Annotated in this window: 25 protein-coding genes; 19 read left to right on the top strand and 6 right to left on the bottom strand. The window is 59.3% G+C overall.

Annotated features, from left to right (window positions below):
- Positions 1-125 precede the first annotated feature (125 nt).
- On the top strand, positions 126-800 hold the full coding sequence (locus ACQZ6F_RS24855) for a response regulator transcription factor (RefSeq protein WP_449094437.1): 675 nt from the start codon (positions 126-128) through the stop codon (positions 798-800).
- Positions 800-2,155, top strand: coding sequence for a sensor histidine kinase (locus ACQZ6F_RS24860; RefSeq protein ID WP_449094792.1), 1,356 nt, complete (start codon positions 800-802; stop codon positions 2,153-2,155). Before ACQZ6F_RS24855 ends, ACQZ6F_RS24860 begins: the two co-directional genes overlap by 1 nt.
- Here the strand turns inward: ACQZ6F_RS24860 and ACQZ6F_RS24865 are convergent, their stop codons facing one another.
- Positions 2,156-3,067, bottom strand: coding sequence for a LysR family transcriptional regulator (locus ACQZ6F_RS24865; protein ID WP_449094438.1), 912 nt, complete (start codon positions 3,065-3,067; stop codon positions 2,156-2,158).
- Between the two features lie 131 nt (positions 3,068-3,198).
- Between ACQZ6F_RS24865 and ACQZ6F_RS24870 the strand changes: the two genes are divergently transcribed.
- The 5 genes from ACQZ6F_RS24870 to ACQZ6F_RS24890 all read left to right on the top strand — a co-directional run bounded on the left by ACQZ6F_RS24870 (position 3,199) and on the right by ACQZ6F_RS24890 (position 7,200).
- Positions 3,199-3,678, top strand: a complete 480-nt coding sequence (locus ACQZ6F_RS24870; RefSeq protein ID WP_034484416.1) for a carboxymuconolactone decarboxylase family protein — start codon at positions 3,199-3,201, stop codon at positions 3,676-3,678.
- Positions 3,679-3,808: 130 nt separating this feature from the next.
- Positions 3,809-4,726, top strand: coding sequence for an MBL fold metallo-hydrolase (locus tag ACQZ6F_RS24875; RefSeq protein ID WP_449094439.1), 918 nt, complete (start codon positions 3,809-3,811; stop codon positions 4,724-4,726).
- Between the two features lie 148 nt (positions 4,727-4,874).
- Positions 4,875-5,627, top strand: coding sequence for an SDR family oxidoreductase (locus ACQZ6F_RS24880; RefSeq protein ID WP_449094440.1), 753 nt, complete (start codon positions 4,875-4,877; stop codon positions 5,625-5,627).
- A 60-nt stretch (positions 5,628-5,687) separates the two neighbouring features.
- Positions 5,688-6,104, top strand: a complete 417-nt coding sequence (locus tag ACQZ6F_RS24885) for a cupin domain-containing protein (RefSeq protein WP_174074617.1) — start codon at positions 5,688-5,690, stop codon at positions 6,102-6,104.
- 73 nt (positions 6,105-6,177) lie between these two features.
- On the top strand, positions 6,178-7,200 hold the full coding sequence (locus tag ACQZ6F_RS24890) for a mechanosensitive ion channel family protein (RefSeq protein WP_449094441.1): 1,023 nt from the start codon (positions 6,178-6,180) through the stop codon (positions 7,198-7,200).
- On the opposite strand, the gene ACQZ6F_RS24895 is transcribed toward ACQZ6F_RS24890, so the two are convergent.
- Positions 7,183-7,671: an RrF2 family transcriptional regulator gene (locus ACQZ6F_RS24895; protein ID WP_068391423.1), complete on the bottom strand. Its 489-nt coding sequence runs from the start codon at positions 7,669-7,671 to the stop codon at positions 7,183-7,185. The two genes, ACQZ6F_RS24890 and ACQZ6F_RS24895, sit on opposite strands and share 18 nt — an antisense overlap.
- 234 nt (positions 7,672-7,905) lie before the next feature.
- Here ACQZ6F_RS24895 and ACQZ6F_RS24900 point away from each other — a divergent pair, with 234 nt between their 5' ends.
- From ACQZ6F_RS24900 to ACQZ6F_RS24920, 5 genes are all read left to right on the top strand, one after another.
- Positions 7,906-8,739, top strand: a complete 834-nt coding sequence (locus tag ACQZ6F_RS24900) for a formate/nitrite transporter family protein (protein ID WP_174074620.1) — start codon at positions 7,906-7,908, stop codon at positions 8,737-8,739.
- Between the two features lie 180 nt (positions 8,740-8,919).
- The gene (locus tag ACQZ6F_RS24905) at positions 8,920-10,500 is read left to right on the top strand and encodes an ATP-binding protein (RefSeq protein WP_449094442.1); all 1,581 of its coding nucleotides are present in this window, start codon (positions 8,920-8,922) and stop codon (positions 10,498-10,500) included.
- On the top strand, positions 10,493-11,149 hold the full coding sequence (locus ACQZ6F_RS24910; protein ID WP_077467280.1) for a response regulator transcription factor: 657 nt from the start codon (positions 10,493-10,495) through the stop codon (positions 11,147-11,149). The genes ACQZ6F_RS24905 and ACQZ6F_RS24910 overlap by 8 nt, the downstream gene beginning before the upstream one ends.
- Positions 11,150-11,226: 77 nt before the next feature.
- Positions 11,227-11,595 (top strand): response regulator transcription factor, encoded by a 369-nt coding sequence (locus ACQZ6F_RS24915; RefSeq protein WP_077467281.1) that lies wholly within the window; start codon positions 11,227-11,229, stop codon positions 11,593-11,595.
- A gap of 501 nt (positions 11,596-12,096) precedes the next feature.
- Positions 12,097-13,344 (top strand): oxalate decarboxylase family bicupin, encoded by a 1,248-nt coding sequence (locus ACQZ6F_RS24920; protein ID WP_174074624.1) that lies wholly within the window; start codon positions 12,097-12,099, stop codon positions 13,342-13,344.
- 41 nt (positions 13,345-13,385) lie between these two features.
- Here ACQZ6F_RS24920 and ACQZ6F_RS24925 read toward each other — a convergent pair whose 3' ends face one another.
- Entirely contained in the window at positions 13,386-13,994 is a 609-nt protein-coding gene (locus tag ACQZ6F_RS24925) for a helix-turn-helix transcriptional regulator (RefSeq protein ID WP_449094793.1), read from the bottom strand.
- Between the two features lie 222 nt (positions 13,995-14,216).
- On the opposite strand from ACQZ6F_RS24925, the gene ACQZ6F_RS24930 reads away from it, so the two are divergent.
- Positions 14,217-14,549, top strand: coding sequence for a tetratricopeptide repeat protein (locus tag ACQZ6F_RS24930; RefSeq protein WP_449094443.1), 333 nt, complete (start codon positions 14,217-14,219; stop codon positions 14,547-14,549).
- 268 nt (positions 14,550-14,817) lie between these two features.
- On the opposite strand, the gene ACQZ6F_RS24935 is transcribed toward ACQZ6F_RS24930, so the two are convergent.
- Together ACQZ6F_RS24935 and ACQZ6F_RS24940 are read right to left on the bottom strand one after the other, a co-directional pair.
- On the bottom strand, positions 14,818-16,008 hold the full coding sequence (locus tag ACQZ6F_RS24935) for an enolase C-terminal domain-like protein (RefSeq protein ID WP_449094444.1): 1,191 nt from the start codon (positions 16,006-16,008) through the stop codon (positions 14,818-14,820).
- On the bottom strand, positions 16,008-17,318 hold the full coding sequence (locus tag ACQZ6F_RS24940) for an MFS transporter (RefSeq protein ID WP_449094445.1): 1,311 nt from the start codon (positions 17,316-17,318) through the stop codon (positions 16,008-16,010). The genes ACQZ6F_RS24935 and ACQZ6F_RS24940 overlap by 1 nt, the downstream gene beginning before the upstream one ends.
- A gap of 164 nt (positions 17,319-17,482) precedes the next feature.
- Here ACQZ6F_RS24940 and ACQZ6F_RS24945 point away from each other — a divergent pair, with 164 nt between their 5' ends.
- The 6 genes from ACQZ6F_RS24945 to ACQZ6F_RS24970 all read left to right on the top strand — a co-directional run bounded on the left by ACQZ6F_RS24945 (position 17,483) and on the right by ACQZ6F_RS24970 (position 22,759).
- On the top strand, positions 17,483-18,535 hold the full coding sequence (locus ACQZ6F_RS24945) for a LacI family DNA-binding transcriptional regulator (RefSeq protein ID WP_449094446.1): 1,053 nt from the start codon (positions 17,483-17,485) through the stop codon (positions 18,533-18,535).
- Between the two features lie 226 nt (positions 18,536-18,761).
- Positions 18,762-19,262, top strand: coding sequence for a MarR family winged helix-turn-helix transcriptional regulator (locus ACQZ6F_RS24950; protein WP_449094447.1), 501 nt, complete (start codon positions 18,762-18,764; stop codon positions 19,260-19,262).
- Positions 19,259-20,179: a class I SAM-dependent methyltransferase gene (locus tag ACQZ6F_RS24955; protein ID WP_449094448.1), complete on the top strand. Its 921-nt coding sequence runs from the start codon at positions 19,259-19,261 to the stop codon at positions 20,177-20,179. Before ACQZ6F_RS24950 ends, ACQZ6F_RS24955 begins: the two co-directional genes overlap by 4 nt.
- A gap of 171 nt (positions 20,180-20,350) precedes the next feature.
- Positions 20,351-20,914, top strand: a complete 564-nt coding sequence (locus ACQZ6F_RS24960) for a TetR/AcrR family transcriptional regulator (protein WP_449094449.1) — start codon at positions 20,351-20,353, stop codon at positions 20,912-20,914.
- A gap of 3 nt (positions 20,915-20,917) precedes the next feature.
- Entirely contained in the window at positions 20,918-22,285 is a 1,368-nt protein-coding gene (locus ACQZ6F_RS24965) for a hypothetical protein (protein ID WP_449094450.1), read from the top strand.
- A gap of 168 nt (positions 22,286-22,453) precedes the next feature.
- Positions 22,454-22,759 carry a hypothetical protein gene (locus tag ACQZ6F_RS24970; protein WP_068391515.1) on the top strand — a complete coding sequence of 102 codons (306 nt, stop codon included), beginning with the start codon at positions 22,454-22,456 and terminating at the stop codon, positions 22,757-22,759.
- Between the two features lie 108 nt (positions 22,760-22,867).
- Here ACQZ6F_RS24970 and ACQZ6F_RS24975 read toward each other — a convergent pair whose 3' ends face one another.
- Positions 22,868-24,094 carry an NAD(P)/FAD-dependent oxidoreductase gene (locus ACQZ6F_RS24975; protein WP_449094451.1) on the bottom strand — a complete coding sequence of 409 codons (1,227 nt, stop codon included), beginning with the start codon at positions 24,092-24,094 and terminating at the stop codon, positions 22,868-22,870.
- Positions 24,095-24,110: the final 16 nt, after the last annotated feature.

Here is a 24,110-nt window from a genome sequence, read left to right on the forward strand (position 1 = left end):
TAGCGGCTTACGTGGCTCGAGGACGAGCAGCCCAGGTCCGCAACGGTCTTTGCAAGGTTATCGCAATGTAGCGATACTAAGTTCCGCGCGCCCTATCGATATGGGCGGGGGATGGAGTTTATCGAATGCGCGTGCTTTTGGTCGAGGACGAGCGGCCCATGGCCCTGGTCCTGCGCAACGGATTTGTACGACACGGCATGGTCGTGGACGACGTGGCAAGCCTATCGGAGGCGGAAGCCGCGCTCCACAACGATATTTACGATGTCGTGGTGCTGGACCGCCGGCTGCCTGACGGGGATGGCCTTTCGCTGGTCAAGCTGCTGCGCGCCGAAGGCGATGTAGTGCCCGTTTTGGTCCTCACGGCGAAGGGCGACCTGATCGACCGGATCGCTGGCCTTAACAGCGGCGCGGACGATTACCTCGGCAAACCCTTTGCGTTCGAAGAGCTTCTGGCACGCTTGCGGGCAATCTTGCGTCGACCGGTTCATTTGCAACCCGACATCGTCAACCTTGGCCGCATGTCGTTCGATTTCGCCCATCGCGAGGCCCATGTCGAAGGTGTCCATCTGCGCATGCCGCGCCGCGAACTGCTGGTGCTTGAAGCACTGATGCGGCGCATGGGGCGCATGGTGCTACGCGAGACGCTGATGGAGGCCGTTTTCGGCATGAACGACGAAATCGAGTCAAACGCTCTCGATACGCATATCTCTCGCGTTCGTCGCAAACTTGCCGACGCGAAGGCCGGTATCACCATCAGCGGCATTCGCGGCGTCGGCTATCTCCTGCGCGAGACTGCATGATGCGGCCACGCTCGCTGAAATGGCTGCTCGTCAGCAGGCTGGTGACGCTACAGGCAGGCATGATCGCCGTCGTCCTGCTGTTGGTTATAGCGGCGATCTGGAGCACCGGTTATCTTCTCGACGAGTATGAAGGCGGCAGCCTCGATGTTCTGGCTGATGCTACGGAGCGAGACCCGACGGGAGGATTGGCGCTGCGAGAGACGCCGGAGCTCGCTCATCTGCGCGCCAAGGCGCCAGATTTGTGGTTCACGGTCCGCGACACTCAGGGGCATCGCCTGCAAGAGGGCAACATTCCCAAGGCCTATTTGCCCGTGCTCGCCGTGCTTGACCAATTCAGCGATGCCCGGCTGAGCGACCGGCCGGAATTGGCCGGAAAACCCGATGCGGTGATCAAATGGGTGGAAAGCCCTGCCGGCAGGGTCCAGATCCTGACGGGTACGAAAGGGCAGATGTCCGTGCAAAGACTTGCAAAGGGTATTTCAGGCGGCTTTGTCCTGGTGATGCTGCCCATTATCGTGCTGATGGCACTGGCGACCTCGCTTGCCACTCCGCTGGTGGTTCGCCGGGCGCTGGCTGGTCTTGGCCGGACCGTAGCGCAGGCGGCCCACATCGAGTTCGACAAACGTGGCGCCCAACTGGAGGTGAACGATGTTCCCGCTGAGATCGGTCCGCTCGTCAGCGCGGTCAATGACACACTGTCCCGCCTCGATGCGGGATATGAACGACATCAGCATTTTCTGGCCCAGGCGGCCCATGAACTGCGCACGCCGATCGCTATCCTGAACGCACGCGTTGCAGCCCTCCCCGCCGGTCAGGACAAGCGCGACCTGCTGGAAGATGCGGCGCGGCTGACAACACTTGCCGGACAGCTGCTGGATCTCCAGCGTCTGGATCAGAAGCGAAACGATTTCCTGCCGGTGAACCTGACCGCCATGGCCAAGCAGGTGCTGTTCGACCTTGGCCCCTTGGCGCTGGATGCCGGTTACGATGTGGCCTTCGAACCGGAATGCGACGAGGTGCTGGTAACGGGCGACCAGACGTCGCTGGAACGGGCGCTGACCAATCTGGTTCAAAACGCCATCGATCATGGAGGACGTCAGGGAACGATCACGGTTCGCGTCGGCAAGAGCGGCTTCGTTGAGGTATGTGACGAGGGCAAGGGCATTCCCTGGAGCGAACGCGAGCAAATCTTCGAACCTTTCAATCGCCTGGGCTCCGAGGGCCGGGGGGCCGGACTGGGGCTCAATCTGGTTCGGGAAATCATGCAGCTCCATGATGGCTCCATCGCCGTGGTCGATGTCGCCACCAAGGGCGCCTGCCTGAGGATGTCGTTTCCTGCAGCGCCTTCAGCGTAATCAATGAGACGATATCGGCGTCATCAACGGATCCTCGCCGACGATCTCGATCAGAAAATCGAGAACCGTCCTGATCCGCATCGGCAGGTTTCGGCGCGACGGATAGACGACACTGATCGCAAAACGGCTCGGCGGAAAATCGGGCATGACGTTCACCAGCCTACCTTCCGCGATGTCAGGTCCGACCAGAATGTGGGAGAGCACGGCAAGCCCGTTTCCGGCAAGCACGGCACGATGGACCGCTATCGAATTGCTGGCGACCAGACGTGGCGCGATGCGAACCGCCACATCCTCTGCTCCATTGGAGAAAGACCAGGACCGGGCATCGCCTGCGCGGCTGTAACAGATGCAGTCGTGGGTGCTGACTTCCTCAGGCGTTTCAGGCGCCCTTCGTCCCCGCAGATATGCGGGCGATGCGACGAGAAAGGCGGTGGTCCAGCCGATCCTGCGGCACATGAGACTACAGTCGGCCACCAGCCCGAGGCGAACCTCCAGATCAATGCCCTCCCCCACCAAATCGGACGGTTCGTCGCGAAAGATCAATTCGACGGATAGTCCGCGATGGCGTTCAAGCAAAATCCCCAGGCGGTCGCTGACATAAAGCCCTAGCGGCGTGGGCAGAGCGAGCCGCACCTTGCCTGCGGCGGCTGTGCCCTCACGACAGGTCGTCTCGGTGAGTGCCTCAACGGCCTCTATGATCTTCTGCGCCATCGGGATGATCTGCTCGCCCTCGGCCGTCAACGCAAGCGCAGTCGTCGTGCGATGCAGGAGACGCGTGTTGAGGTGCGCCTCCAGTGCCGAGACCTGACGGGAGACCGCCGGCTGCGTCCGCCTGAGGTCGGCGGCGGCTGCGGAAAACGAGCCGGTTTCGACCACTCTCATGAAGGTCTGCAGCGCGCATACGATATCCATTTCCGACCGTCCCATACTTTTCAGCATAAGCCTTATGTCCGGAGCTTAGTCCGGCAGGGGTTTACTGTCCAGCTATTAAGGATATATTTTATCCATAAGGACAGAAAATATCCTTAATAACGGAGGTGACGATGACACAGCGCTTGAACTACGCACAGCAATCCCCGGAACTCTTTCGGAAACTCTCTGAACTCAGCATGGCCCTGAAAGACAGCGCCATCGAGCAGAAGATCCATGATCTCGTGCAGATCCGCGCATCGCAGATCAATGGCTGCGCCTTCTGTCTCGACATGCATGTCAAGGAAGCCAAGATCCATGGCGAGAGCGAGCTCCGGCTCTACCACATCGCCATCTGGCGGGAATCCAATCTCTTCGTGCCCCGGGAACGGGCTGCTCTCGCCTGGACGGAAGCCGTCACGAAACTGCATGAGGGCGGCATTCCCGATGAACTCTACGAGCGCGTGCGCGGTCAGCTTTCCGAGAAGGAAATCTCCGACCTCACCTTCGCAATCATGGTCATCAACGCGTGGAACCGCTCCAGCATTGCTTTCAAATCCGTGCCCGGCTCCGCCGACAAGGCATACGGCCTCGATAGGGCCGGCCTCAACTGAGCCTTTCGCCCGAAAGGCTCCTTGACCGACACGCAACGGCACGACCGGCTGCGGAACGCCCAGTAAACATCGTCATCAACGGCAGAACCGGCCTGACCGGTTCAAAGACCATAATCAACAGGAGACAGTCATGACCGTACAAAACACTTCCCATCCCATTAAATCAGCCCCCGAAGAGCTGGTTCCCTCGCGCTACGCGGTGAAGGTCGGCGAAATCGACGTGCTTGTGGTAAGCGACGGCGTACTGCCATTGCCGACAAAGATGCTGGGCTACAATGCCGATCCGGCCGAACACGCAGGCTGGCTGAACGACATGTTTCTGCCGCCGGACGCTTTCGACTGGGCGCTGAATGTGGTCGTGGTGCGCACCGGCAAGCAGACCATCCTCATCGACGCAGGCTTGGGTTTGGACCCGGAGTTGAACCTGCCGCGCGCCGGGCAATTGATCAAGCGACTGGAAGCCGCCGGCATAGACCTTGGATCCGTGACCGATGTGGTGCTGACCCACATGCATATGGATCACGTCGGCGGCTTGCTCGTCGACGGCGTGAAGCAGCGGCTGCGCCCGGATCTGCGCATCCATGTGGCCGCCGCCGAGATCAAGTTCTGGGAGGCGCCCGATTTCACGCATGTGTCGATGCCACCCGGTTTCCCGGATGCGCTTCGAGCGACCGCCAAGCGGTTCCGGGAAGAGTATCAGAACCAGCTGCGATTGTTCGACGACAAGCACGAGGTAGCGCCTGGTGTCATCGTCTCCCGGACCGGCGGCCACACACCCGGGCATAGCGTGGTCCGCGTCGCATCAGGCAAAGACCGGCTGATGTTCGCCGGCGACGCCGTGTTCGCGGTCGGATTCGAGCATCCCGACTGGCACAATGGCTTCGAACACGATCCGGAAGAAGCAGCGCGCGTCCGCGTTCGCCTCCTGCGGGAATTGGCGGAGACCGGCGAGCTTTTGGTGGCCACCCACATGCCGTTCCCCTCCGTCGGCCATGTGGCGGTCGATGGCGACCACTTTCGTTGGGTGCCGGTCTTCTGGGACTACTAAGACCTTGATGGCCGGGGCCGAGCCGGGCGCGAAGCCTTCGCGGTCGGCGCGGCTCATACGACGCGGCTCCCATGGGGCCGCCGCAAACCACAACCACCCGAAATAAATGAACAATGCGGCACCCAAGGTGCCGCGAATGGAGAAGCTCATGAAAATCGTCATCATCGGCGGAACGGGCCTGATCGGCTCAAAGACGGCCGAACGCCTTCGCAAGCAAGGCCATGAAGTCATCGCCGCAGCCCCCAACACCGGCGTCAACACTATCACCGGTGAGGGCCTAACCGAGGCATTGAGTGGCGCCTCCGTCGTCATGGACCTGGCAAACTCGCCATCCTTCGAGGACAAGGCGGTGCTCGAATTCTTCGAGACGTCTGGCCGCAATCTGGCGGCAGCGGAAAAGGCGGCGGGTGTGAAGCATCACATCGCCCTTTCCATCATCGGCGTCGATCGCCTGCCCGAAAGCGGCTATATGCGCGCCAAGGTCGCCCAGGAGAAGATCATCCGGGAATCCGGCATTCCCTATACGATCGTCCATTCGACGCAGTTCATGGAATTCCTCAGCGGCATCGCTCAGTCTGGCACAATCGGGGATACGGTACGTCTGTCGCCGGCCTTTGTGCAGCCGATCGCGTCCGACGATGTCGCCGACAACATGACCGTCGTTGCGAACTCGGCTGCCATCAACGGCATTGTTGAAATCTCGGGTCCGGAACGTGTGCGGCTGAATGAGCTCGTTGCCCGCTATCTCAAGGCGATGGGCGATACAAGCAAGGTCGAGGCCGATCCGGAAGCCCGTTATTTCGGCGCCAGGCTGGAAGACGGCTCGCTTGTTTCCGACAACAATCCGCGCCTCGGCCGCATCACCTTCGAGCAATGGTTCGCAACTTCTGCCCGTAAATGACCCCTGCCGATAAATCGTCAGGCGCCGTGCCGCCTCACACTCTCAGGAAAGGAATTCGATATGCTGAAGTCAATTCTCGGCCTCACCCTGGCCGCTCTTCTGTCCACCACCGCCGTTGCCCATGATGCCGGGGAGAAGGACGCGAAAGTCACGCTGGTTTACCAGCACGAGCTGCCGAACGTTCCCGGCAAGAGCATCAAGGGCATTCTCGTCGAATACGGCCCGGGTGGCTTTTCCGAAGGCCATACGCATCCAAGCTCCGCCTTCATCTATGCAACCGTCCTCGAAGGGGCGATCCGCAGCCAAGTCAATGATGGTCCGGTGAAAGTCTACAAGGCCGGTGAGAATTTCTCCGAAATGCCCGGCGATCGCCATGGCGTCAGCGAAAATGCCAGCAAGACCAAGCCGGCGAAACTGCTGGCCGTCTTCGTCGTCGACAGCAGCCAGAAGGAACTGACCTTCCCGATCAAGAAATAACCGGCTGCGAGATGGGTGCCTGAGGCACCCGTCCCTCCCAGCCTTTTGGAAATCATCGTCGGTGAGCCCCATCATGTTTGGTGAAGATCATTCCCTGCCGCTCGTCCTCATCAATCTTCTCGGGCTCGCCGGCATTCTCATTTGGCATATTCAGGGGCGCCGGCACCCGACCGCGCGCCTTGTCGCGCAGATCCTGTTTTTCGCCGGCATGACACTCGTGCTCTGGCTTGCCGGCATTTCGCCCTATCATCTCGACGACGGTGAACTCCAGGGTGCAGGCATCCTGCTTGCCAAATCTGCCAGGGTGCTCTGGTGGCTGCATCTTGCCTGGACGGTGATCGGCTTCGTCCACATCTATCTCACTCTCAATCGCCGTCCGCATGAAGCCCATCTCCTGCAGGACCTGATCGTCGGCATCGTCTATCTCGGCGCCACATTATCGGTCATCGGTTTCGTCTTCGGCGCACCCGTGGGGCCGCTGATTGCCACCTCGGGCGTGGTCGTCGTCCTTATCGGCCTTGCGCTGCAGAACACGCTGGCCGATGTCTTTTCCGGGATCGCGCTTGCACTGGGCCGCGCCTATGTGATCGGCGACTGGATCCAGCTTGCCGATGGCACCGAAGGGCGCGTCGTTGAAACCAACTGGCGCTCCACCAACCTGCTCTCGGGCGGAAATAACGTCGTCGTACTGCCGAACGGCGTCCTGGCGAAACAGGGTGTTACCAACCGCAGCCGCCCGGATGAATCGCACCAGATATCGCTGACGATGCGAGTTTCCGCCGCTCACAAGCCGCGGCTCGTCGAAGAGCTCATGATCGCCGTTTTGCAGCACAGTGAAAGGATCGTCATGAACCCGCCGCCGGCCGTCGCGCTCAAGACCATAGACGCGATTGCCATCGAGGTCGAGCTGCTATTCCGCGTCGCGAGCGCGGCAAGCCGCATGTCGGCCCAAAACGAGATCATCGACCTCATCTACGAGCATTGCCGGACGGACGGCGTATCATTGGCAATGCCGGCGCAAAGCCTCGTCTGTGTTCCCATGGGTGAACCCAAGGAGCAGGCTGCTTTCACGACGATTTCATCCGGCGCGCTCTAGCACCCATTCAAAGGAGCTTTTCCAGAGCTCCGGCGGGATTTCCTGCGACAGGATGCCGACAAGGTCGGACAATTTGACGCCGCGTAATTTCTCGCGCCAGGCTTCGTCGGCCGCCCACATGATGCGCGCGACCGCGCAGGGGCTGCTTTCGCAATAATCCTTCGGGCGACAGGGGTTATTGGCACGAATATTGGTGCAGACGAAGGTTCTTTGCCGGCCTTCGACAGCCTCTACAATATCAAGAAAGGTGAGATCTGCAGGCGGTTTCGCCAGCCTGTAACCGCCGGAAGGACCAAGGGCGGTATCGACAAGCCCGGCCTGCGACAGACCCTGCAGTGCCTTCGAAAGATATTCCTTGGGGAGCCCGTGAAATTCTGCCAGCGCCTTGGTGGAGAGATAACGGCCCTCTGGCAGGCCTGCAAGAATGGCGCAGCAATGAAGCGCCCATTCGACTTGGCTTTTCAAAATCATAAATACACACCAAAGGCCTGCGGTTGGCATACATTGATCAAGGATAAATAATATCCTTATTTGATCATCATGTAAACAAACGCAAAGTGCGCATCCGCTACCGTCCTACAGTACCGCGGCCAAGAGAACCACCTAGACCAAAGTATCATTCAGCGCGGTCACGCATGCGACTAGCATTTCGTCATCAGCCAGCGCCGGTCCGGGTTCGATCTGGTGATTAAGCGAGGATCTCGTATGTACCAGGATTCCATCATCAACTTCGCCGAGTCCGGCGAACACAAGGCCGTCATCGTGCGCACGCAGCTATTCGCTTTCCTAATCGGAGCAGCAATGGCGGGTGCCTATATCGGCTTTGGCGATATCCTTATGTTTACCGCCGGCGCGCACGCGGATGCGGCCTGGGCGCATCTCATCATGGGTGCGGTCTTCTCATCCGCCCTGACGATCGTCGTGTTCGCCGGTTCCGAACTCTTTACCGGAACGGCCATGTACATGCCGCTTGCTGTTCTGACGCGGCGCGCGCATCTCTCGGACATGCTGCTCGTCTGGTGTGCCGCCTGGATCGGTAATCTGATCGGCGCGGTGGTCCTTGCCGGACTGTTTCATATGGCGGGCGGCGGCGTGCTGCTGGGCGACGGGAGCCAGGAATTCTTTTCCGTCGTCTCCGCAAAGATGTCGGCGGGTTCGCTTGCGCTTCTCGCGCGCGGCATTCTGTGCAACTGGCTGGTCTGCCTGGCGATCTGGATGGCGGGGCGAACCGACAATGCGGCCGCAAAGATCATGCTGATCTTCTGGCCGATCACGATTTTCGTCGCCGCCGGATACGAGCACTCCGTCGCAAACATGTTCACCTTCGCCATGGCCCTGATGGGCGACCATCCGGCCAACATCACCCTTGCCGGCGCTGCTCACAACCTGATCTGGGTCACGCTCGGCAATCTGATCGGCGGCGCCGTCTTCATGGCCTTGGGCTACTGGGTCCAGTTCCAAAGCAGCGGCCATGTTTCGTTCGCACCAGCTCCCGCAGCCATCCGGCCTGAGATCGCCGCCAAGGGAAACCGGAAATGAGCACCCCAAACCGGCCGGCTCGACGGTATAAGCCTCAGGCCGTGGATTGAAAGCTATCCGGCTAGGCGATAACCTGCCCTCAACGTCATCGTCGCCCCCACCTAGCCGCACCACACCTATGTACAGGTTAAGTGGTGTTCATAAGAGGATAAGCTTGCGGTCGAACAGGCTGAGGGAAGAATGTCCATAGCGTCGATATTGCTTCGTGCCCGCGATCCAGGCCAGGGCCATAACCTTGCCTTCGGCGTGGTTGCCGTCACGCTTGCGGCCGTTATCTTCTGCATCGATACCTATACCGATATCGAGGGTGCTATCGCGGTTCTCTACGTTGTCAGCATGCTCCTTGCCGCTCAATCGATGACCCGCATCGGTCTGCTTGTCATCGCGGCAGGATGTGCCGCCCTGACTTTTCTCTCTTACGCCATGACGCATGGCCAGGAAGCAAACCTTCAGGAGACACTCCGTCTGTTCGGCGCGCTGGCCGCATTGTCCGTGACGACCCTGCTACTCCTCAAAACGGAAACCGCACGGCTCAACTTGCTTTCAACCCATTCCGCCCTGTCGGAAAGCGAGGCAAGATATCGCTCGATTTTCGATCGCACGCGCGTCGCGCTCTGGGAGCGCGATTATTCAAAGCTGCGAAGTTATCTGATGGATGTCAGGGCGCAGGGCGTTATCGACATCAAGGCTTATGCGCGTGTTAACCCGGCCCTGGTCGACCACTGTGGCAGCCTCATCAAGGCGGTAGCGGCAAACCAAGCCGCCCGCGAATTGCTGGGTCCAAATTCCTCCGGCATGGGCATCCCACAGCGGGCTCTTATTGCCGGCCAGGAAAAGTTCCTTGATATGCTGCAGGCGATCATGGATGGCGACCGAACTTTCGAAGACAAGGTCGAGGTGCAAACCGACGACGGCGAAGAAAAGCTCGTGCTGCTCAGCGTCAGCCTCCCGGAGGATCCTGCCGCCTTCGGCCGCGTCGTCGTCAGCATGGTCGATATCACCCAGCGTGAATTGGCTCTGAAGGCCCGGGCCGAGGCCCAGGCGGAGCTGACGAAGGCTTCGAGAGCCGCAATGGCCGGCGCGATGTCGGCGTCACTTGCCCACGAACTCAATCAGCCGCTCGGCGCGATTGTCATCAACGCGCAGACATTGCTGCGATGGCTCGATCGCGAACCGCCGGATCTCCCCGCCGTGCGGCGGTCGGCCGAAAGAATGATCCGCGACAGCCAGCGGGCAAGCGAGCTGATCCACAATGCGCGCCGTGTACTTTCTTCGCCGAACAACGATCTGGAGAGTGTTGATCTCGGCAGTCTGATCGATGAGACGGTCGCCTTGATGGAGCACGAGCTTCAGCAGAGCAAGACGGCCGTGCTGGTCGACTACAGCCCGCATATCCCCACCGTATCGACCGTGAAAATCGAATTGCAGCAGGTGCTGATCAATCTCATGACGAATGCCATTCAGGCAATGGATGAGGCCGGGTGCTCCGAGCGGAGTATCAGGATAAAGATGGATCAGCCTGATATCGAGCATGTCTGCATCGCGGTGCGCGATACAGGCCCCGGCATTGGCGCCGATGCGAAGGACAGGTTGTTCGCGCCGTTCTTCACCACCAAGGCGACCGGCATGGGCATGGGCCTTTCGATTTGCCGCAGCACGCTGGAGGGCCGCGGCGGAAGGCTCGATGGAACCAATCATTCCGAAGGCGGTGCGCTCTTCGAAATGCACCTGCCGATAAAGCCGGAGGCGGAGCATGCCTGATCAGCGCAAAATGCAAAAGGAGCCGCCCAAGCCAGTGGTCTTCATCGTCGACGACGATCTGTCGATGCGCGAGGCCCTCTTGGATCTCTTTCGCTCGATGAAGTTCGAGGCGCAGGCATTCGAGAGTGCCGCGGCGCTGATGGACGTGACGAACTTCGACCGCCCGGGCTGCATCGTTCTCGATGTCCGCCTGCCCGGCCTCAACGGGCTGGATTTTCAGGCACAGCTGGAGCGCCTTGGCAGCAAGATGCCGATCGTGTTCATGACCGGGTTTGGGGACATACCGATGACCGTGCGGGCGATGAAGGCCGGCGCCGTCGACTTTCTAACCAAGCCGTTCAAGGACCAGGATATTCTGGATGCCGTGGCGGCGGCGATGGAACGCGACACGCAGCGCCGGCGCCAGCATGCGCAGAACGAAGCCATTGTTTCGCTTGCGGATCACCTCACCCCGCGCGAGCGCGAGGTCATGAAGGCCGTTGTGATGGGGCTGATGAACAAGCAGATCGCCTACGAGCTCGGCATCAGCGAGGTCACGGTGAAACTGCACCGCGGCAATGTCATGCGCAAGATGGAGGCACGCTCGGTCGCCGAGCTGGTCCGCAAGGCCGAAGTGCTGGGCGAAAGCATAAGCCCACCTGTCTCTTAGTATGATATCTTTCAAGTGAGCTTCAGAGCATAAAGATCACTATAAGCGCCGAAAAGCAGCCAGAAAGGGTCGCTTCGTTGCCTCCGACACCGACCATAGCCATCGTCGATGACGACCACGCCATCCGGGAAGCCATGGATGATCTGGTGAAATCCTGTGGTTACGACAGCCGCCTGTTTGCGTCGGCCGAGGAGTTTCTCGCCTTCGAACCGCGCTCGGCAATCGACTGCATGCTCGTCGATGTGAAGATGCCCGGCCTTAGCGGGATCGAGCTGCAGACGGAATTGAACAGGCATTCGGACCGGCCGCCGATGATCTTCGTTACCTCCTACAAGGATGAACGGACGCGAAAGAAAGCCATGAACGGCGGCGCCCTCGCCTTCCTCGGCAAGCCTGTCGATATCGCAAGGCTCATCGATTGCCTTGAGTCCGCGCTCGGTCATTGACGGCCGAAAGATAACCCTAGGCCATCTGCCCTCTTCGGCTCATCCAGCCCTTGCAATCACTCGTCTGCCGATCGCACTCCGCGGCCTCGGGGCTAGCCCGAGGGCGGAGCCGGGACGGTCGATACAGTGCATTCGCGGATAGACATATACCTTTTGCCGAATACTACTAGACCTAGGTATAGATGTGCGATTGCCTCTGCGGTTGTAGCCTCCAGTCATCAGATTCAGCGACAGGAGGAGACGATGTCCAGACTTGAAGCGACGCATGCCGTCGTAGCTCTTCTTGTGGCCGGTATCGTTGGCTCGACGTCTATCCACCTCGCAAACACCGTTGAGACACGACCTCATTCGCCTGGATTGCAGGGCGCCCTCTCGCATTTGCATTGGCGTCCGGGTCATCGACGAGTGAAGTCCTAACCGCCATCGGCCGCTCGTCCTCAGAGACCTTGGCCCAGGCTTCAGCGGCCCAGCACACCCATCCACATGAAAGGAGTAACAGCAATGGATTCTCTATCGAGACGCTCGGTTCTTGCCCTCGGAGCCATGGGGGGTGCCGCGCTGGCGGCTGGTGCTGCCCAGGCGGCCAGTTTCGGCAATCCCGATCAGCCGGCTGAAGGGGCTATCAATGCCAATCCCGCCGGCCTTTCCGACCCCGGTCCGAAGAACCCGGCGCTCGCCGAGCAGTTCCCCTCTTTCCAGAGCCCGCCGGCAACAGATATCGGCGACATGCAGCTCTTCTGGGCATCCTTCAACAACGCCGCCAAGCGTATCCAGAACGGTGGCTGGGCGCGCCAGGTCACAAAGTCGGATTTCGCGATCTCCGAAGCCGTCTCCGGCGTCAACATGCGCCTCGGCCCGGGCGGTGTCCGTGAGATGCATTGGCACCGCGCCGCCGAATGGGCGATCATGACCAACGGGCGCTGCCGCATCACCGTCCTCGACACCCAGGGGCGTGCTTATGTGCAGGATGTGGAAGAAGGCGATCTCTGGTATTTCCCGGCCGGCTTCCCGCATTCGCTGCAGGGGCTCGGACCGGATGGCTGCGAATTCGTGATCGTCTTCGACCAGGGCGACCAATCCGAATACGGCACGCTGCTTCTGACCGATTGGCTGGCTCACACGCCGCCGGAACTGCTTGCCAAGAATTTCGGCGTCCCGCAGGACGCATTCAAGAACATTCCGCTGCAGGATCTGTGGATCTTCCAGGGCAAGGAACCGGGCCCGCTTTCGGCCGATCAGGAGGCCGTTGCTTCCGCCGGCCTGCCGCCCTACCCCTTCACCTACAAGCTGACCGCTTCGGCACCGTTGAAACAGAATGCATCAGGCACCATCCAGCTTGCCGACAGCAATACATTCAAGGTCTCCAAGACCATTGCCGCAGCGATCGAGACGATCAAGCCCGGAGCCGTACGCGAGATGCACTGGCATCCGAATGCGGACGAATGGCAATACTGGATCAAGGGTGAAGGACGCATGACCGTGTTCGATGCCGGCCCGCGCAGCCAGACCGCCGACTTCCGGCCGGGCGACATCGGATATGTGAAGAAGAGTCAGGGCCACATCATCGAGAATACCGGCAAGACGGACCTGCAATTCGTCGCCGTCTTCAAGGTGGCTGAATATCAGGAAGTGGGTCTGTCATCCTGGCTCACCCACACGCCACCGGCGCTTGTGGCGCAGCACCTCAATGTCAGCCTAGCCGACATTGCGAAGTTCCCCGCCGATCAGCCGGGCATCATGCCTCGCTGATTTCAGATTGCCGCGGCGCATTGGCGCCGCGGCAATCCGCGTCACTGCAAAATGCGACGGATGCGGTAGGCGCAGCGGCGAGCTCCCGCCAGAATATGTTCGTCGCGCTGGATCGATACATCTTCGCCCATGACTTTTTGGAAGATGGCCAGTTCGGTTCGGCAAAACCCCTGGCACACCTGCGCTGCGGCGCATATGGGACAATGGTTCTCCACCAGCAGCCAACCATCGCCGTCAGGCGCTATAGACCACTCTGCCATGTATCCTTCGCGAGACCTGATATCGGTCAGTCCGGCAAGGCGGTCTTCGATACTCCCCGCTGTGGCCAAAGCGTCGACATAGGCTTTTTCCGTTTCCAGCTCGCGCGCCGTAATCAGCTTTTCCAGCCCGGCTTCGCCGAAGGCAGCACGAATGCCTTTGATCAATCCGAGGGTGAGCTCCGCATGGGTGTCGGGAAAGCGGGATCTGGCGGCTTCGGTAAGATGCCAGAGCTGCTTTGGCCGCCCGACGCCGGCCGAGATGGTTTCGGCCGTCACGAGGCCATCATCACCGAGCTTGAGCAGCAGCTGGCGCGCGTTCTCGCCGGTAGTGCCGAGACGCTGTCCCAGCTGCGCCGACGTCTGAGGGCCGCGCATCTTGATCTCCAGCAGCACGCGCTCTCCAGCAGCACCCCTTTGTTTTTCCAAGCTTTGGCTTGACATATTACTTTCCAAAGATATTTTCCAAGCAAGAACTTGCTAAATAAACCATCTGAATGAACCCGACAATACGGGAACTCGATATGTCGTCGCCGCTCGTTTCCCCTTTAAACGCCATTAATATCCAGAGTTCTCATCTCTCCAGGCATTCCGATAGGGCGGTGGCCTGATTCCATGACCGCGATAATCCAAACGCTTCTGGCGCGGCTCGAAAGCGGCGATGACGGCCCGCTCCTGCGCTTTGCTCTGGGTAAAAGTCTGCTCGATGCCAGTGATGCAAACGGCGCGCTTCCGCACCTGCGCGAGGCTGTCCGTCAGAATTCAGACTACGCTGCCGCATGGGCGCAACTCGGCCGCTGCGAACTTGCTCTTGGTGCCGAAGACGCCGCCATCGAGGCCTGGAGTCGAGGTCGCGACGCCGCTCGCCGGCATGGCGAGGTTCAAGCCGAGCGCCAGATCTCCGTCTGGCTTCGGCGGGCTGTTGCAAGGAGCGCCGGCAATGCCTGACATGTTTGATGTTTTTCTGCTCAAATCCGTCTTATGCCTGGGCTCTGGAGCCTGCCTACGGTCTCGAATAATCTGGTTGGGTTTTCGCCCCCCGTCGCAGCCATCGCGCGGATGACGACTGCCGCCGCGTACTCTGCACATAGTATCAATTCAAAGACGAAGCACGCGCTTCCCGGCATCGCATATTGCCCGGCTCGTGCAGCAACAGAATGCTGCACGAGCCGCGGAGAGACTTAGTGGCGTCGGAAGGATACTGATTGCTTCCCAATTACGCGAAAACGACTTCTTCCATTTCGATCTTGCTCGTGTCGATTTCCATCGCCAGCCCGGGTCGATCCGGCACTTCGATCATGCCGTCAATGACATCGAGGGGATCAACGAGGAAATGCTGGTGCACGGCATTCCACTTGACCAGATACTCCTGATAGGGCGTGTGGATCGGCGATTGCACCGCCGAAAAATGCGCTGTGGCAAAACTTGAATGGCCGTGCGGAATGGTCACGAGATCGTGGACCGACGCGTAGGCCGCGATCTTCAGTGTTTCCGTCAATCCACCGCACCAATAAATATCCGGCTGAATAACGTCGAGCGCTTCCGAGTCGATGAAGCGTTTGAACCCCCAGCGCGTATATTCATGTTCGGCGCCGGACAGCGGGATACGAATGCGCTCCCGAATCTTGCGATAGCTGTCGATCCGATCGGGCATGACGCATTCTTCAAGCCAACGAGGCCTATATTGTTCGATCCGATCGGCAAGATCGACGACATAGCCGACATCCATGGCCTGCCAGCAGTCGAACATCAGATCATAGTCCTCGCCGACCGCTTCGCGGAGTGTCCGCACCAGCTCGACGTTTTTCTTCAAGCCTTCGGCGCCGCTCATCGGCCCATGGCGAAAGAACCATTTCTGAGCCCGATAGCCCATTTCCTTGTATTCAATCGCACGCTCGCGAACCCGGCCCGGATCGAGAACCGCAAAGCCGAGCATCGAGGCATAGGCTGGAATCTTCGTCTGCGTCGGTCCGCCGAGCAGACGATAGACCGGCTGGTTCAGCCATTTTCCGCGCAAGTCCCAAAGCGCGCAGTCGATGGCTGAAATCGCCAGCATGGCGTCGCCCTGTCGGCCCTGCACCATGAAGCGGTGCATCTGGTCCCAAAGGCGTTCGCCGGCGATCGCATCTTGACCGACCAGCAATCGCCGCAGGCTCTTGGCAATAATGAATGCCACCCCTTCAGGAATAGGGCCGGCCAGGCCGGTAACGCCTTCGTCCGTATGGACTTCGACGAAATAGGTGACGATTTTGAATCCGTCGGCGGTCTGCACTCCACCTTCGAAGTCATTCCTCGTCCGGTATTCGGGATAGATATCGACGGGACGAACAAGGCGTTCCTCCCAAAGATCGGCCTGTGTCGGCAAGGTGCCGGCCAATTTTCTAAGACGGATTTCCGTTATCAGCATTATCGGACCTCGACTGCGGAGTTGGACCTGTTCCGCCCAAACAGGACGGTGATGATGGTAAGAACAACGATCGACATGGCGGCCATCAGCGCCAACCAATAAAGGCCGCCGTTGAAATCGCCCGTCGAGTCGCGGATGGTTCCAATGACCCAGGGGTTGACGACGCTCGACAAATTGCCAAGCGCATTGATGAGTGCAATGCCACCGGCCGCCGCCGCACCGCTGAGGATCGCTGTGGGCAGGCCCCAGAAAACCGGCATGGCGCCGAAGACACCGAAAGCGGCAACGCAGAGAAAAATGAGTTTCACCGTCGGATCACCGGCACTCCCGGCCCCGACCAGGCCGATAATGGAAATGGTCAAGGCACAATAGTTCGCCATGCGGCGCTTGCCCGGCAGGTCGGCAAGGCGGCCGAGCAACAGCATTCCTGCAAGGCCAAACAAATAGGGAATGGCCGCGACGAAGCCGGTCTGCAACTGGCTGAGACCGAATCCCTTGAGGATCAACGGCAGAAAGGTGCTGACCGCGCCGTTGAGGTTTGTGAGGCCGTAGTACATCAGGCAGAAAAGCAAGACCTGCGGGCTGAGCAAGGCTTTCAGGAGCTGCTTGCCATGACCGCTTGCACTCAGCGCAGACCGCTCCCGTTCCTCCTTGGTCAGCCGCTCCACCAGCCATGTCCGTTCAGCAGCATCGAGGAACTTTGCTTCCGAAGGGTTGCTCGGAAGAATGAACGGGATGCACACGGCCAACAACACGGCTGGAACACCCTCAAGAAGATACATCCATTGCCAGCCATGCAGTCCCAAAATTCCGTCCATCTGCAAAAGCAAGGTCGATACCGGCGTGCCGATCACCAAGGCAATTGGAATCCCAGCCATGAACAGGCTGATGATACGGCCGCGATAGGCCGAGGGATACCAAAGCGTCAGATAGAAGACAACGCCCGGAAAGAAACCGGCTTCGGCAGCGCCAAGCAAGGCCCGCAACACGTAAAGGCTGCCCGCGCTCCAGACCAAGGCATGAGCGCTGGAAAGCAATCCCCAGGTCAACATGATCCTGGCGATCCACCAGCGGGCACCAAAGCGCTCCAGTGCCAGATTGGACGGAATTTCCAGCAAGACGTAGGGCACGAAGAACACGCCGGCGGCAAAGCCGAATGCGGCGGTCGACAGACCAAGATCCTGGTTCATCGTCAGCGCCGCCACGCCGACATTCGCGCGGTCAAGAATTGCAATAAAATAAGCAAAAATCAAAATCGGCAGCAAACGCCGCGTCAGCTTGCCGATAACAACCTGTTCGGAAACAGCCATTCTCTCCTCCTAGAGATCCATTCGCTCCAACACCGAAGGATGCCTTCACCTCTCCGAGCTTCCGGTTGATCCCTTCAAATGATTCCCGGAAACGTTTCCGGCATTGCCATGCCTCAAGGTCGCTGTCAAGTAAGGGACACTTTGCTATCGACGAATTGAGCCTCATGAAGAAACCAACCAACGTCGGCATTCGGGAACTTGCAGCCCATCTTGGCATGGCCATCAGCACGGTCTCACGGGCGATGAACGACCGCAGTGAAGTGAGCGCCAAGACCCGGAAAAAGATCCTCGATGCCGCCGAACAGTTGGGCTATCGGCCAAATCAGTCCGGGCGAAGCCTGCGCAGCGGATCGACGAAAGCCATTGCCCTGACGATGCGCACCGACATTGGCCGTTCGACTGCCGGCGAGACGTTTTTCATGGCGCTCAGCGAGGGCCTGCAAAGCGCTCTTGCCGATGCCGGACTGGACCTGATCATTCTGCCCTGCGCCTCCGACCAGGACGAAAACCAGTTTCTCTATCGCGCGGTGGATCGGAAACTTGCCGACGGCTTCATCATTTCCAACGTTCAGCGCTTCGACCCACGCATCGACTATATGAAAAAATGGCATGTGCCTTTCGTCGCGCTCGGAAGCAGCGAGACGCCGGGGGATTACGCAGCTCTGGATCTGGACTTTGCCGGTGTCGCCCTGAGGGCTGTAAGGCGGCTGATTGATCATGGCCATCGGCGGATAGCGCTTGGACTGACGGCGCAGGAAACCAACAACAACTATGTTTTCCTCGAAGGTTTCCGGCGCGGTCTTGACGAGGCAGGGATCGATTTCGAGGACGCCTTGGTCTTGCGCCTGCACGACCGGATTTCCGGCGGCTACGAATTGGGATCCGCTCTTCTGGCGATGGACGTCCGCCCCACCGCGGTGGTGCTGATTCAGGAAACCATGGCGATGGGCCTCTATCAGCGCCTGGGGGAAGCAGGCCTGCAACCCGGCAGGGATCTCGCCGTCATCGGGTTTCGCGAAAATCCGGTCTGCCGCTACCTGACCCCGCCGCTGACAAGCTTCCGCATCGACTTAAAGCAATACGGTGTCCGGCTGGCCGAGATGATGGTTTCCGTGTTGGAGGGCATGACAATTCCGGAAGCGCAATCGACTTTGACGCGCGAAGTCTGGTCAATGGATATTGTGCCCGGCCAAAGCGACGCCGAGCCTATAGGCTAGGCAAGAATGCCAGCAATCTTTGGTGACCTGGCAGAGCGCGCAGGTACGCCGAACACGATCGACAATTGCCCTTGATGATGTTCACCTGAACCGACCCGTCTGACGCCAACATGCCGCCGATGCACAAGACATTGCTGGGTAGAGAGAAGGTGCTGGTTTACACAAATATATCTTCCTGGTAAGATACCAGTATATTAAATCTAGCAAACAGCCCAGCGAGACCTTGATGAGTGACACCATACATGCCGTGCAATTGGCGTGGAGCCGAGAACGGTCGGACGTTGATAATTGGCCCGTGGGGGTGATCGGCCGGGTGCAACGGCTTTCCGATCTGCTCGAGAACGAACTTCAGAGCTTCTTCCGCCAGTACAATCTGGATACGAGCGAAGTGGACGTGCTGTTCACGCTGCGCCGGTCTGGCGCACCCTATGGGCTGACACCGACGCAGCTTGTCAAATCCTTGATGGTCACCTCTGGCGCCATCACCAAACGCATCAATCGGCTGGAAAGAAGGAATTTAGTCGAACGCATTCCCGACGCACTAGATCGCCGGATCGTGCAGGTTCGATTGACCCAGCAAGGCCTTGCGACGGTCGAAGCACTGTTCGCACCTCATATCGCCAATGAGGTCCGACTGCTGCAGGGCCTGGATCGAGACAAGCTGGATCAACTCGCCGGCCTGCTCCAAGCCCTTTTGCAGACCTTTGGTGAAGCCTCGTACCGATGACTGCGGAATTGCATGCGGCAAATCCCGTGTGCCGTCCGCCTATCTTGGAGTTCTTGATGCCGTTTTCCAGAGATGTCCGACCTGACGAGACCGCCGCCCGCACCGCGCTTTGGCGCGCCTTGCACATGGCAATCGATCCGCCACCACATGTGCTGGAGGATGAGCTGGGATTGAAGCTGCTGAACCCGGGACCGGACTGGCTCAAGCGCGGAGATATGGACCCTGGTTTTACGCGTCCGTTTCGAGCATCGATCGTGGCGCGGGCACGGTTCATAGAGGAACTGGCAATCGACCAGGCAAAGCAAGGCGTGAGCCAATATATCATTCTCGGCGCCGGTCTTGATAGCTTTGCTCAGCGCAACCCCGAAATCGGCGCTTTGCTTAATGTCTTCGAGATCGACCAGCCCGGAACACAGCAATGGAAACAAAACCGCTTGACCGAACTTGGGTTTCCCGTTCCCGACTGGCTGCATTTTGTGCCTGTCGATTTCGAGCAGGGACGGTCGTGGTGGGATAGTCTGATGACTGCAGGATTCGACCCGACGAAGGCGACGCTTGTCGTATCCACAGGTGTGAGCATGTACCTGACCCACGCAGCGAATGAGTTGACCCTCCGGCAGGCAGCCGGATTGCCGCCCGGCTCTACCTTCGCGATGACGTTTCTCGTCCCCACGGAGCTGGCCGATCCGGCCGTTCGGCCAGGCCTCGAAATGGCAGTCCGCGCCGCAACGGCGAGCGACACCCCCTTTCGATCGTTCTACACGCCCGAAGACATTCTTGCCCTTGCACACAAGGCGGGTTTCCGGCGCGCTCAGCATGTGTCAGGCGACGAGCTCGCCAATCGTTATTTTGCACACCGAAAAGATGGGCTCAGGCCACCTAATAACGCCGAGGAGCTCTTGGTCGCGCATACCTAGTCGCTCCGACGGAATCGGGGCGTTTCCAGTCGATGGGAGCTGCCTCCTGAAGGGACCGCAGAATTCGCAATTCCATCCCTAACCTACAGAAATCAACGACACTGTTCGCCTCCAACCAAACGACCAGTTTCGATTCTTGACGATGAGTTGCATCATGTATACACCGTATACATGAGCACTCGCATCGTCATCCTGAATTGCGCACTCGATGAATTGCAGGCCGTCGGCCTGGACAAGCTCAGTTTGCGTGCCGTGGGTAAACGGGCGGGAATAACGCCCATGGCGGTCTACCGGCATTTTCAGGATAAGGCAGACCTGCTGCATGCGCTTGGCGACCACGCTCTTTCCCAGTGGCAAGCACGCGTCGAGCAAATTCAGGATGTGGATTTCCGCGGCTGGATTGACGCCGTCACCCGCGCATTCATAGACCTCGCTCTCGATTCACCGGCGCTCTTCGATGCCGCTTTCGTGCTCAAGACACGCGCCGAGCGTGTCTATCCTCAGGACTTCGTCGGGGGACGCTCTCCAGTGGTTGGAGCCTTTTCGACTCGTCTGGCAGACGGTCAGCAGCGCGGCCTGGTACGCCCGGGCGATGCGCTTGAGATCGCCATATTCTCCTGGGGCCTGTTGCAAGGGCTGATCGGGATGCATCGCTCCGGCCGCTTCAATCTTTCTCGTGAAGACTTCACCGACATGTGCCTGCGGGCCGTCGCCAGGCTCATCAACAAGGACTAACCGATGAAAATGAGAGGTGTGGTTGCTGCACTGATTTCCGGCGCTGTCCTTGCGGTGAGCCGCGATACAGGCCATCTGGGCTTTCTCGTTTTGCTAGGTCCGATACCGCTTTTCGTCCATGTCCTGGGTGAAAAGCGAGCTCTGAATACGTTCGCGCTGTCTTATCTGGTCGGGCTGATGGCCGAGGCTGGCCCGCTGTATTTCTATGGCGGCGTCATCCCCATGATTTATTGGATTATAGCGCTACAGGCCCTGTTTTTCGCACTGTCGGTCCTTTTCATGTGGGCCTTGTATCCACGAAGTCCGACCGTTGCCGTTTTTGCCTATGCAGCCATGACGGGGGCTATTGAACTTTTGTACTCCTACATCTCGCCGAACGGCAGCTTCGGCGCGCTTGGCTATACGTTGGTGGATGTCCTGCCTTTGCTGCAGGTCGCATCGCTTGCGGGCGTGAGCAGCCTCAGCTTTCTCGCGGCTATCATACCCGCCGGCATTGCAACGCAGATCCGGCGGCCGACTGATTATTTTGCTGCTTCGGCATGGATTCTGCCGGTTCTTGCCGCTCTTCTGTTTGGATTCTGGCGGCTGGCTCAGCCGGGCGGCGAAACCATTCGCATCGCGCTCCTGAGCAACGACGAATTCGCCGGCGTCGCAAGCGATCAGCCGGATCGCAACGACGCGATTGTCGCGGATTTCCGCCAGAATATCGAACAGGTCGCGAGCAAAAGGCCGGCCTACATCGTCACGCCGGAAAAGATGTTCCTGCCGACGCCGGAATTTGCGCAGCTTTCCGTGAAATTGAACACGAAAATCGTCGCCGGAATAGACCGGCCGCTTGGCAATGGGCAACGTTCCAATACCGCGGAGTTGACCCGGCCCGCTCTGTCACCGTTGGCCTATGACAAGCACTACCTTATTCCAGGATTGGAAGGTGAATATATCCCCGGCGAGGAGTTGGTGAGCGTCGATCGCGTCGGCATCGCGATTTGCAAGGACATGGATTTCCCCCAGTTCCTTCGAACCTATGGCAGCCGGCACATTGGCCTATTGCTGGTGCCGGCGTGGGATTTCAACGCAGATGGAAAACTGCATGGCAAGATGGCGATCGTACGGGGTGTGGAAAACGGCTTCGCGATCGCGCGTGCGGCCAGTCACGGTTTGCTGACGTTAAGCGATAGCAAAGGCAGGATCATAGCCGAGACCGCCTCCACAAAAGGCCAGGGCAACCTTGTCGACGCAGTGTCGCTAGGGTCCGGGGATACTTTCTACGCGCGCAATGGCGATGCCTTCGGCTGGTCGCTTGTCATCCTGTGCGGCGGACTTCTATTTGCCTTGCTGGTGGTCAGGGTCGAGCCCAACAGGGATGCATGACGCGAGCGCTGCCACAGTGAAATAGCGAGCGCGGACATGCCGGCCGTCCACCGAAGGGCGGGCCGCCGGACCGCCGCACGAAAGCGGATGAGTTGTGCAAAGTTTGAGTTGACCGCTTTCAATGGCGAGGCAACACTCGCAGCCTGTAGCAAGGCAGGAGGAAACATGATGGATGAACCAGACCGTTGGCGCCATATGGCGAGTGCACCGAAAGACGGCAGCAGGATCCTCGTCACGATCCGCTCGACCGAACAGGGGCCGGCCGCAGTTGATCTCGCCTACTGGTCGAATGGCGATCAGTTCGGCGCAGAAGGCTGGCGCGCCTCTGATTCCTCGCCCGGCCGCCTCTTCGAATACGCCGAGCCGGAATTGAAGTGTTGGATGCCGATGCCTTCGGCCAATCTCAACCGCACCGCAATGCCCTCACCGTGGGAAGGTGAAGACGCAGAGCAGCTCGACGGATCAGGGATCTAGGAACTCGCTTCCCCACGCTGCCAAGATTCGACGCGTGGTGAAATCAAATCAAGATGTACCTACCCAATATCAGCCAACCGCCTTACTGGATTGTCTGTCATCGGTCTCTCAGGTCCTTAGCAGCTGCTTCAGATCGCTGGCTGGGTCGGCCAGCACGCCCTTGTCGGGATTGATCCCCAGTTCGAGCATCTTCCGGCCGACTATGTAGGCGGTCGCGTCGTTGATCGCGTCGACGGATACGAATGCGCCTGACTTGAAATACCAGACGGAATGCGTGCCCTTGCGACCGTCCGTCCGAAGAAGAGTCTGATCATAGCCAAGATTGAAGCCGGCGATCTGCAGCTTCACATCATACTGATCTGACCAGAACCACGGTTTCGGCCTGTAGGCAGTATCGCCGCCAGCAATGACCAAGGCTATGGCCTCGGCCTGGTCGACAGCATTCTGCACCGACTCGAAGCGAATGCGTCCATCCTGCCAGGGAAACGAGGAGCAATCGCCGGCCGCGAATATAGATGGATCGGACGTCCGGCCGAACTCATCCACGACGATGCCGTTCTTGACCTCCAGACCCGCAACATCGGCGAGTTGATCATTTGGAGCAACGCCAATGCCAACGATGACGCAATCAATATCGACCACCGTGCCATCGGAGAGCCTGGCGGCGGTGACCTGGCCGTCCCTGCCGATCAGATGATCGAGGCCGGTCTTCTCCCTGATGACAACGTCATGCGCTTGATGAATGGCACGTATGATATCGGCCGTTTCCTTTGCCGCCGTCCGTTGCAAAATACGGTCGGCCATCTCGATCACGGTGACCTCCATTCCGCGATGACGGGCAACAGCAGCCGCTTCGAGCCCAATATAGCCGCCACCGATAATCAGCACGCGACGACCGGGCAGCATCGCCTCGGCCAGATGGTCGGCATCGCGCTTGTCGCGCATGACATGGACGCCCTTCAGTGTCCCGCCGATCGCCGCCGGGAGCTGCCGGGGTGTCGATCCGGTTGCAAGCAGCAGAGTTCCGTAGTCGAGAACCGCCCCGTCATGCAGCAGAACCTGCTTTCGCTCGCGCCTGATCTCCTCTACCCAGGTCGAGAGGTGAAATTCGACCCTGTTGTCGGCATACCACTGCTCGGGACGGAACAGCAGCCGATCGAAGCTCATGTCGCCGAGAAGATATTTCTTTGACAGCGGCGGCCGCTGGTAGGGCAAGACGTCCTCAGCACCGATAATGGTGATCGGACGATCATCTTTCAAAGCCCGCAATTTTGCGGCAGCCGCAAAGGCCGCCTGGCCCGCGCCGACGATGACCAATCTTCCGGTATTTGGCATCTAAGAGATCTTTCTT

The organism is Rhizobium sp. A22-96, assembly GCF_053521805.1.

Coding starts and splice junctions, on each gene's coding strand:
- ACQZ6F_RS24870 (WP_034484416.1), top strand. CDS start 3,199: ATGACACAGCGCTTGAACTACGCACAGCAATCCCCGGAACTCTTTCGG.
- ACQZ6F_RS24900 (WP_174074620.1), top strand. CDS start 7,906: ATGTACCAGGATTCCATCATCAACTTCGCCGAGTCCGGCGAACACAAG.
- ACQZ6F_RS24875 (WP_449094439.1), top strand. CDS start 3,809: ATGACCGTACAAAACACTTCCCATCCCATTAAATCAGCCCCCGAAGAG.
- ACQZ6F_RS24880 (WP_449094440.1), top strand. CDS start 4,875: ATGAAAATCGTCATCATCGGCGGAACGGGCCTGATCGGCTCAAAGACG.
- ACQZ6F_RS24885 (WP_174074617.1), top strand. CDS start 5,688: ATGCTGAAGTCAATTCTCGGCCTCACCCTGGCCGCTCTTCTGTCCACC.
- ACQZ6F_RS24970 (WP_068391515.1), top strand. CDS start 22,454: ATGGATGAACCAGACCGTTGGCGCCATATGGCGAGTGCACCGAAAGAC.
- ACQZ6F_RS24965 (WP_449094450.1), top strand. CDS start 20,918: ATGAAAATGAGAGGTGTGGTTGCTGCACTGATTTCCGGCGCTGTCCTT.
- ACQZ6F_RS24945 (WP_449094446.1), top strand. CDS start 17,483: ATGAAGAAACCAACCAACGTCGGCATTCGGGAACTTGCAGCCCATCTT.
- ACQZ6F_RS24920 (WP_174074624.1), top strand. CDS start 12,097: ATGGATTCTCTATCGAGACGCTCGGTTCTTGCCCTCGGAGCCATGGGG.
- ACQZ6F_RS24955 (WP_449094448.1), top strand. CDS start 19,259: ATGACTGCGGAATTGCATGCGGCAAATCCCGTGTGCCGTCCGCCTATC.
- ACQZ6F_RS24890 (WP_449094441.1), top strand. CDS start 6,178: ATGTTTGGTGAAGATCATTCCCTGCCGCTCGTCCTCATCAATCTTCTC.
- ACQZ6F_RS24950 (WP_449094447.1), top strand. CDS start 18,762: ATGAGTGACACCATACATGCCGTGCAATTGGCGTGGAGCCGAGAACGG.
- ACQZ6F_RS24905 (WP_449094442.1), top strand. CDS start 8,920: ATGTCCATAGCGTCGATATTGCTTCGTGCCCGCGATCCAGGCCAGGGC.
- ACQZ6F_RS24935 (WP_449094444.1), bottom strand. CDS start 16,008: ATGCTGATAACGGAAATCCGTCTTAGAAAATTGGCCGGCACCTTGCCG.
- ACQZ6F_RS24855 (WP_449094437.1), top strand. CDS start 126: ATGCGCGTGCTTTTGGTCGAGGACGAGCGGCCCATGGCCCTGGTCCTG.
- ACQZ6F_RS24940 (WP_449094445.1), bottom strand. CDS start 17,318: ATGGCTGTTTCCGAACAGGTTGTTATCGGCAAGCTGACGCGGCGTTTG.
- ACQZ6F_RS24865 (WP_449094438.1), bottom strand. CDS start 3,067: ATGGATATCGTATGCGCGCTGCAGACCTTCATGAGAGTGGTCGAAACC.
- ACQZ6F_RS24960 (WP_449094449.1), top strand. CDS start 20,351: ATGAGCACTCGCATCGTCATCCTGAATTGCGCACTCGATGAATTGCAG.
- ACQZ6F_RS24930 (WP_449094443.1), top strand. CDS start 14,217: ATGACCGCGATAATCCAAACGCTTCTGGCGCGGCTCGAAAGCGGCGAT.
- ACQZ6F_RS24895 (WP_068391423.1), bottom strand. CDS start 7,671: ATGATTTTGAAAAGCCAAGTCGAATGGGCGCTTCATTGCTGCGCCATT.
- ACQZ6F_RS24860 (WP_449094792.1), top strand. CDS start 800: ATGCGGCCACGCTCGCTGAAATGGCTGCTCGTCAGCAGGCTGGTGACG.
- ACQZ6F_RS24975 (WP_449094451.1), bottom strand. CDS start 24,094: ATGCCAAATACCGGAAGATTGGTCATCGTCGGCGCGGGCCAGGCGGCC.
- ACQZ6F_RS24910 (WP_077467280.1), top strand. CDS start 10,493: ATGCCTGATCAGCGCAAAATGCAAAAGGAGCCGCCCAAGCCAGTGGTC.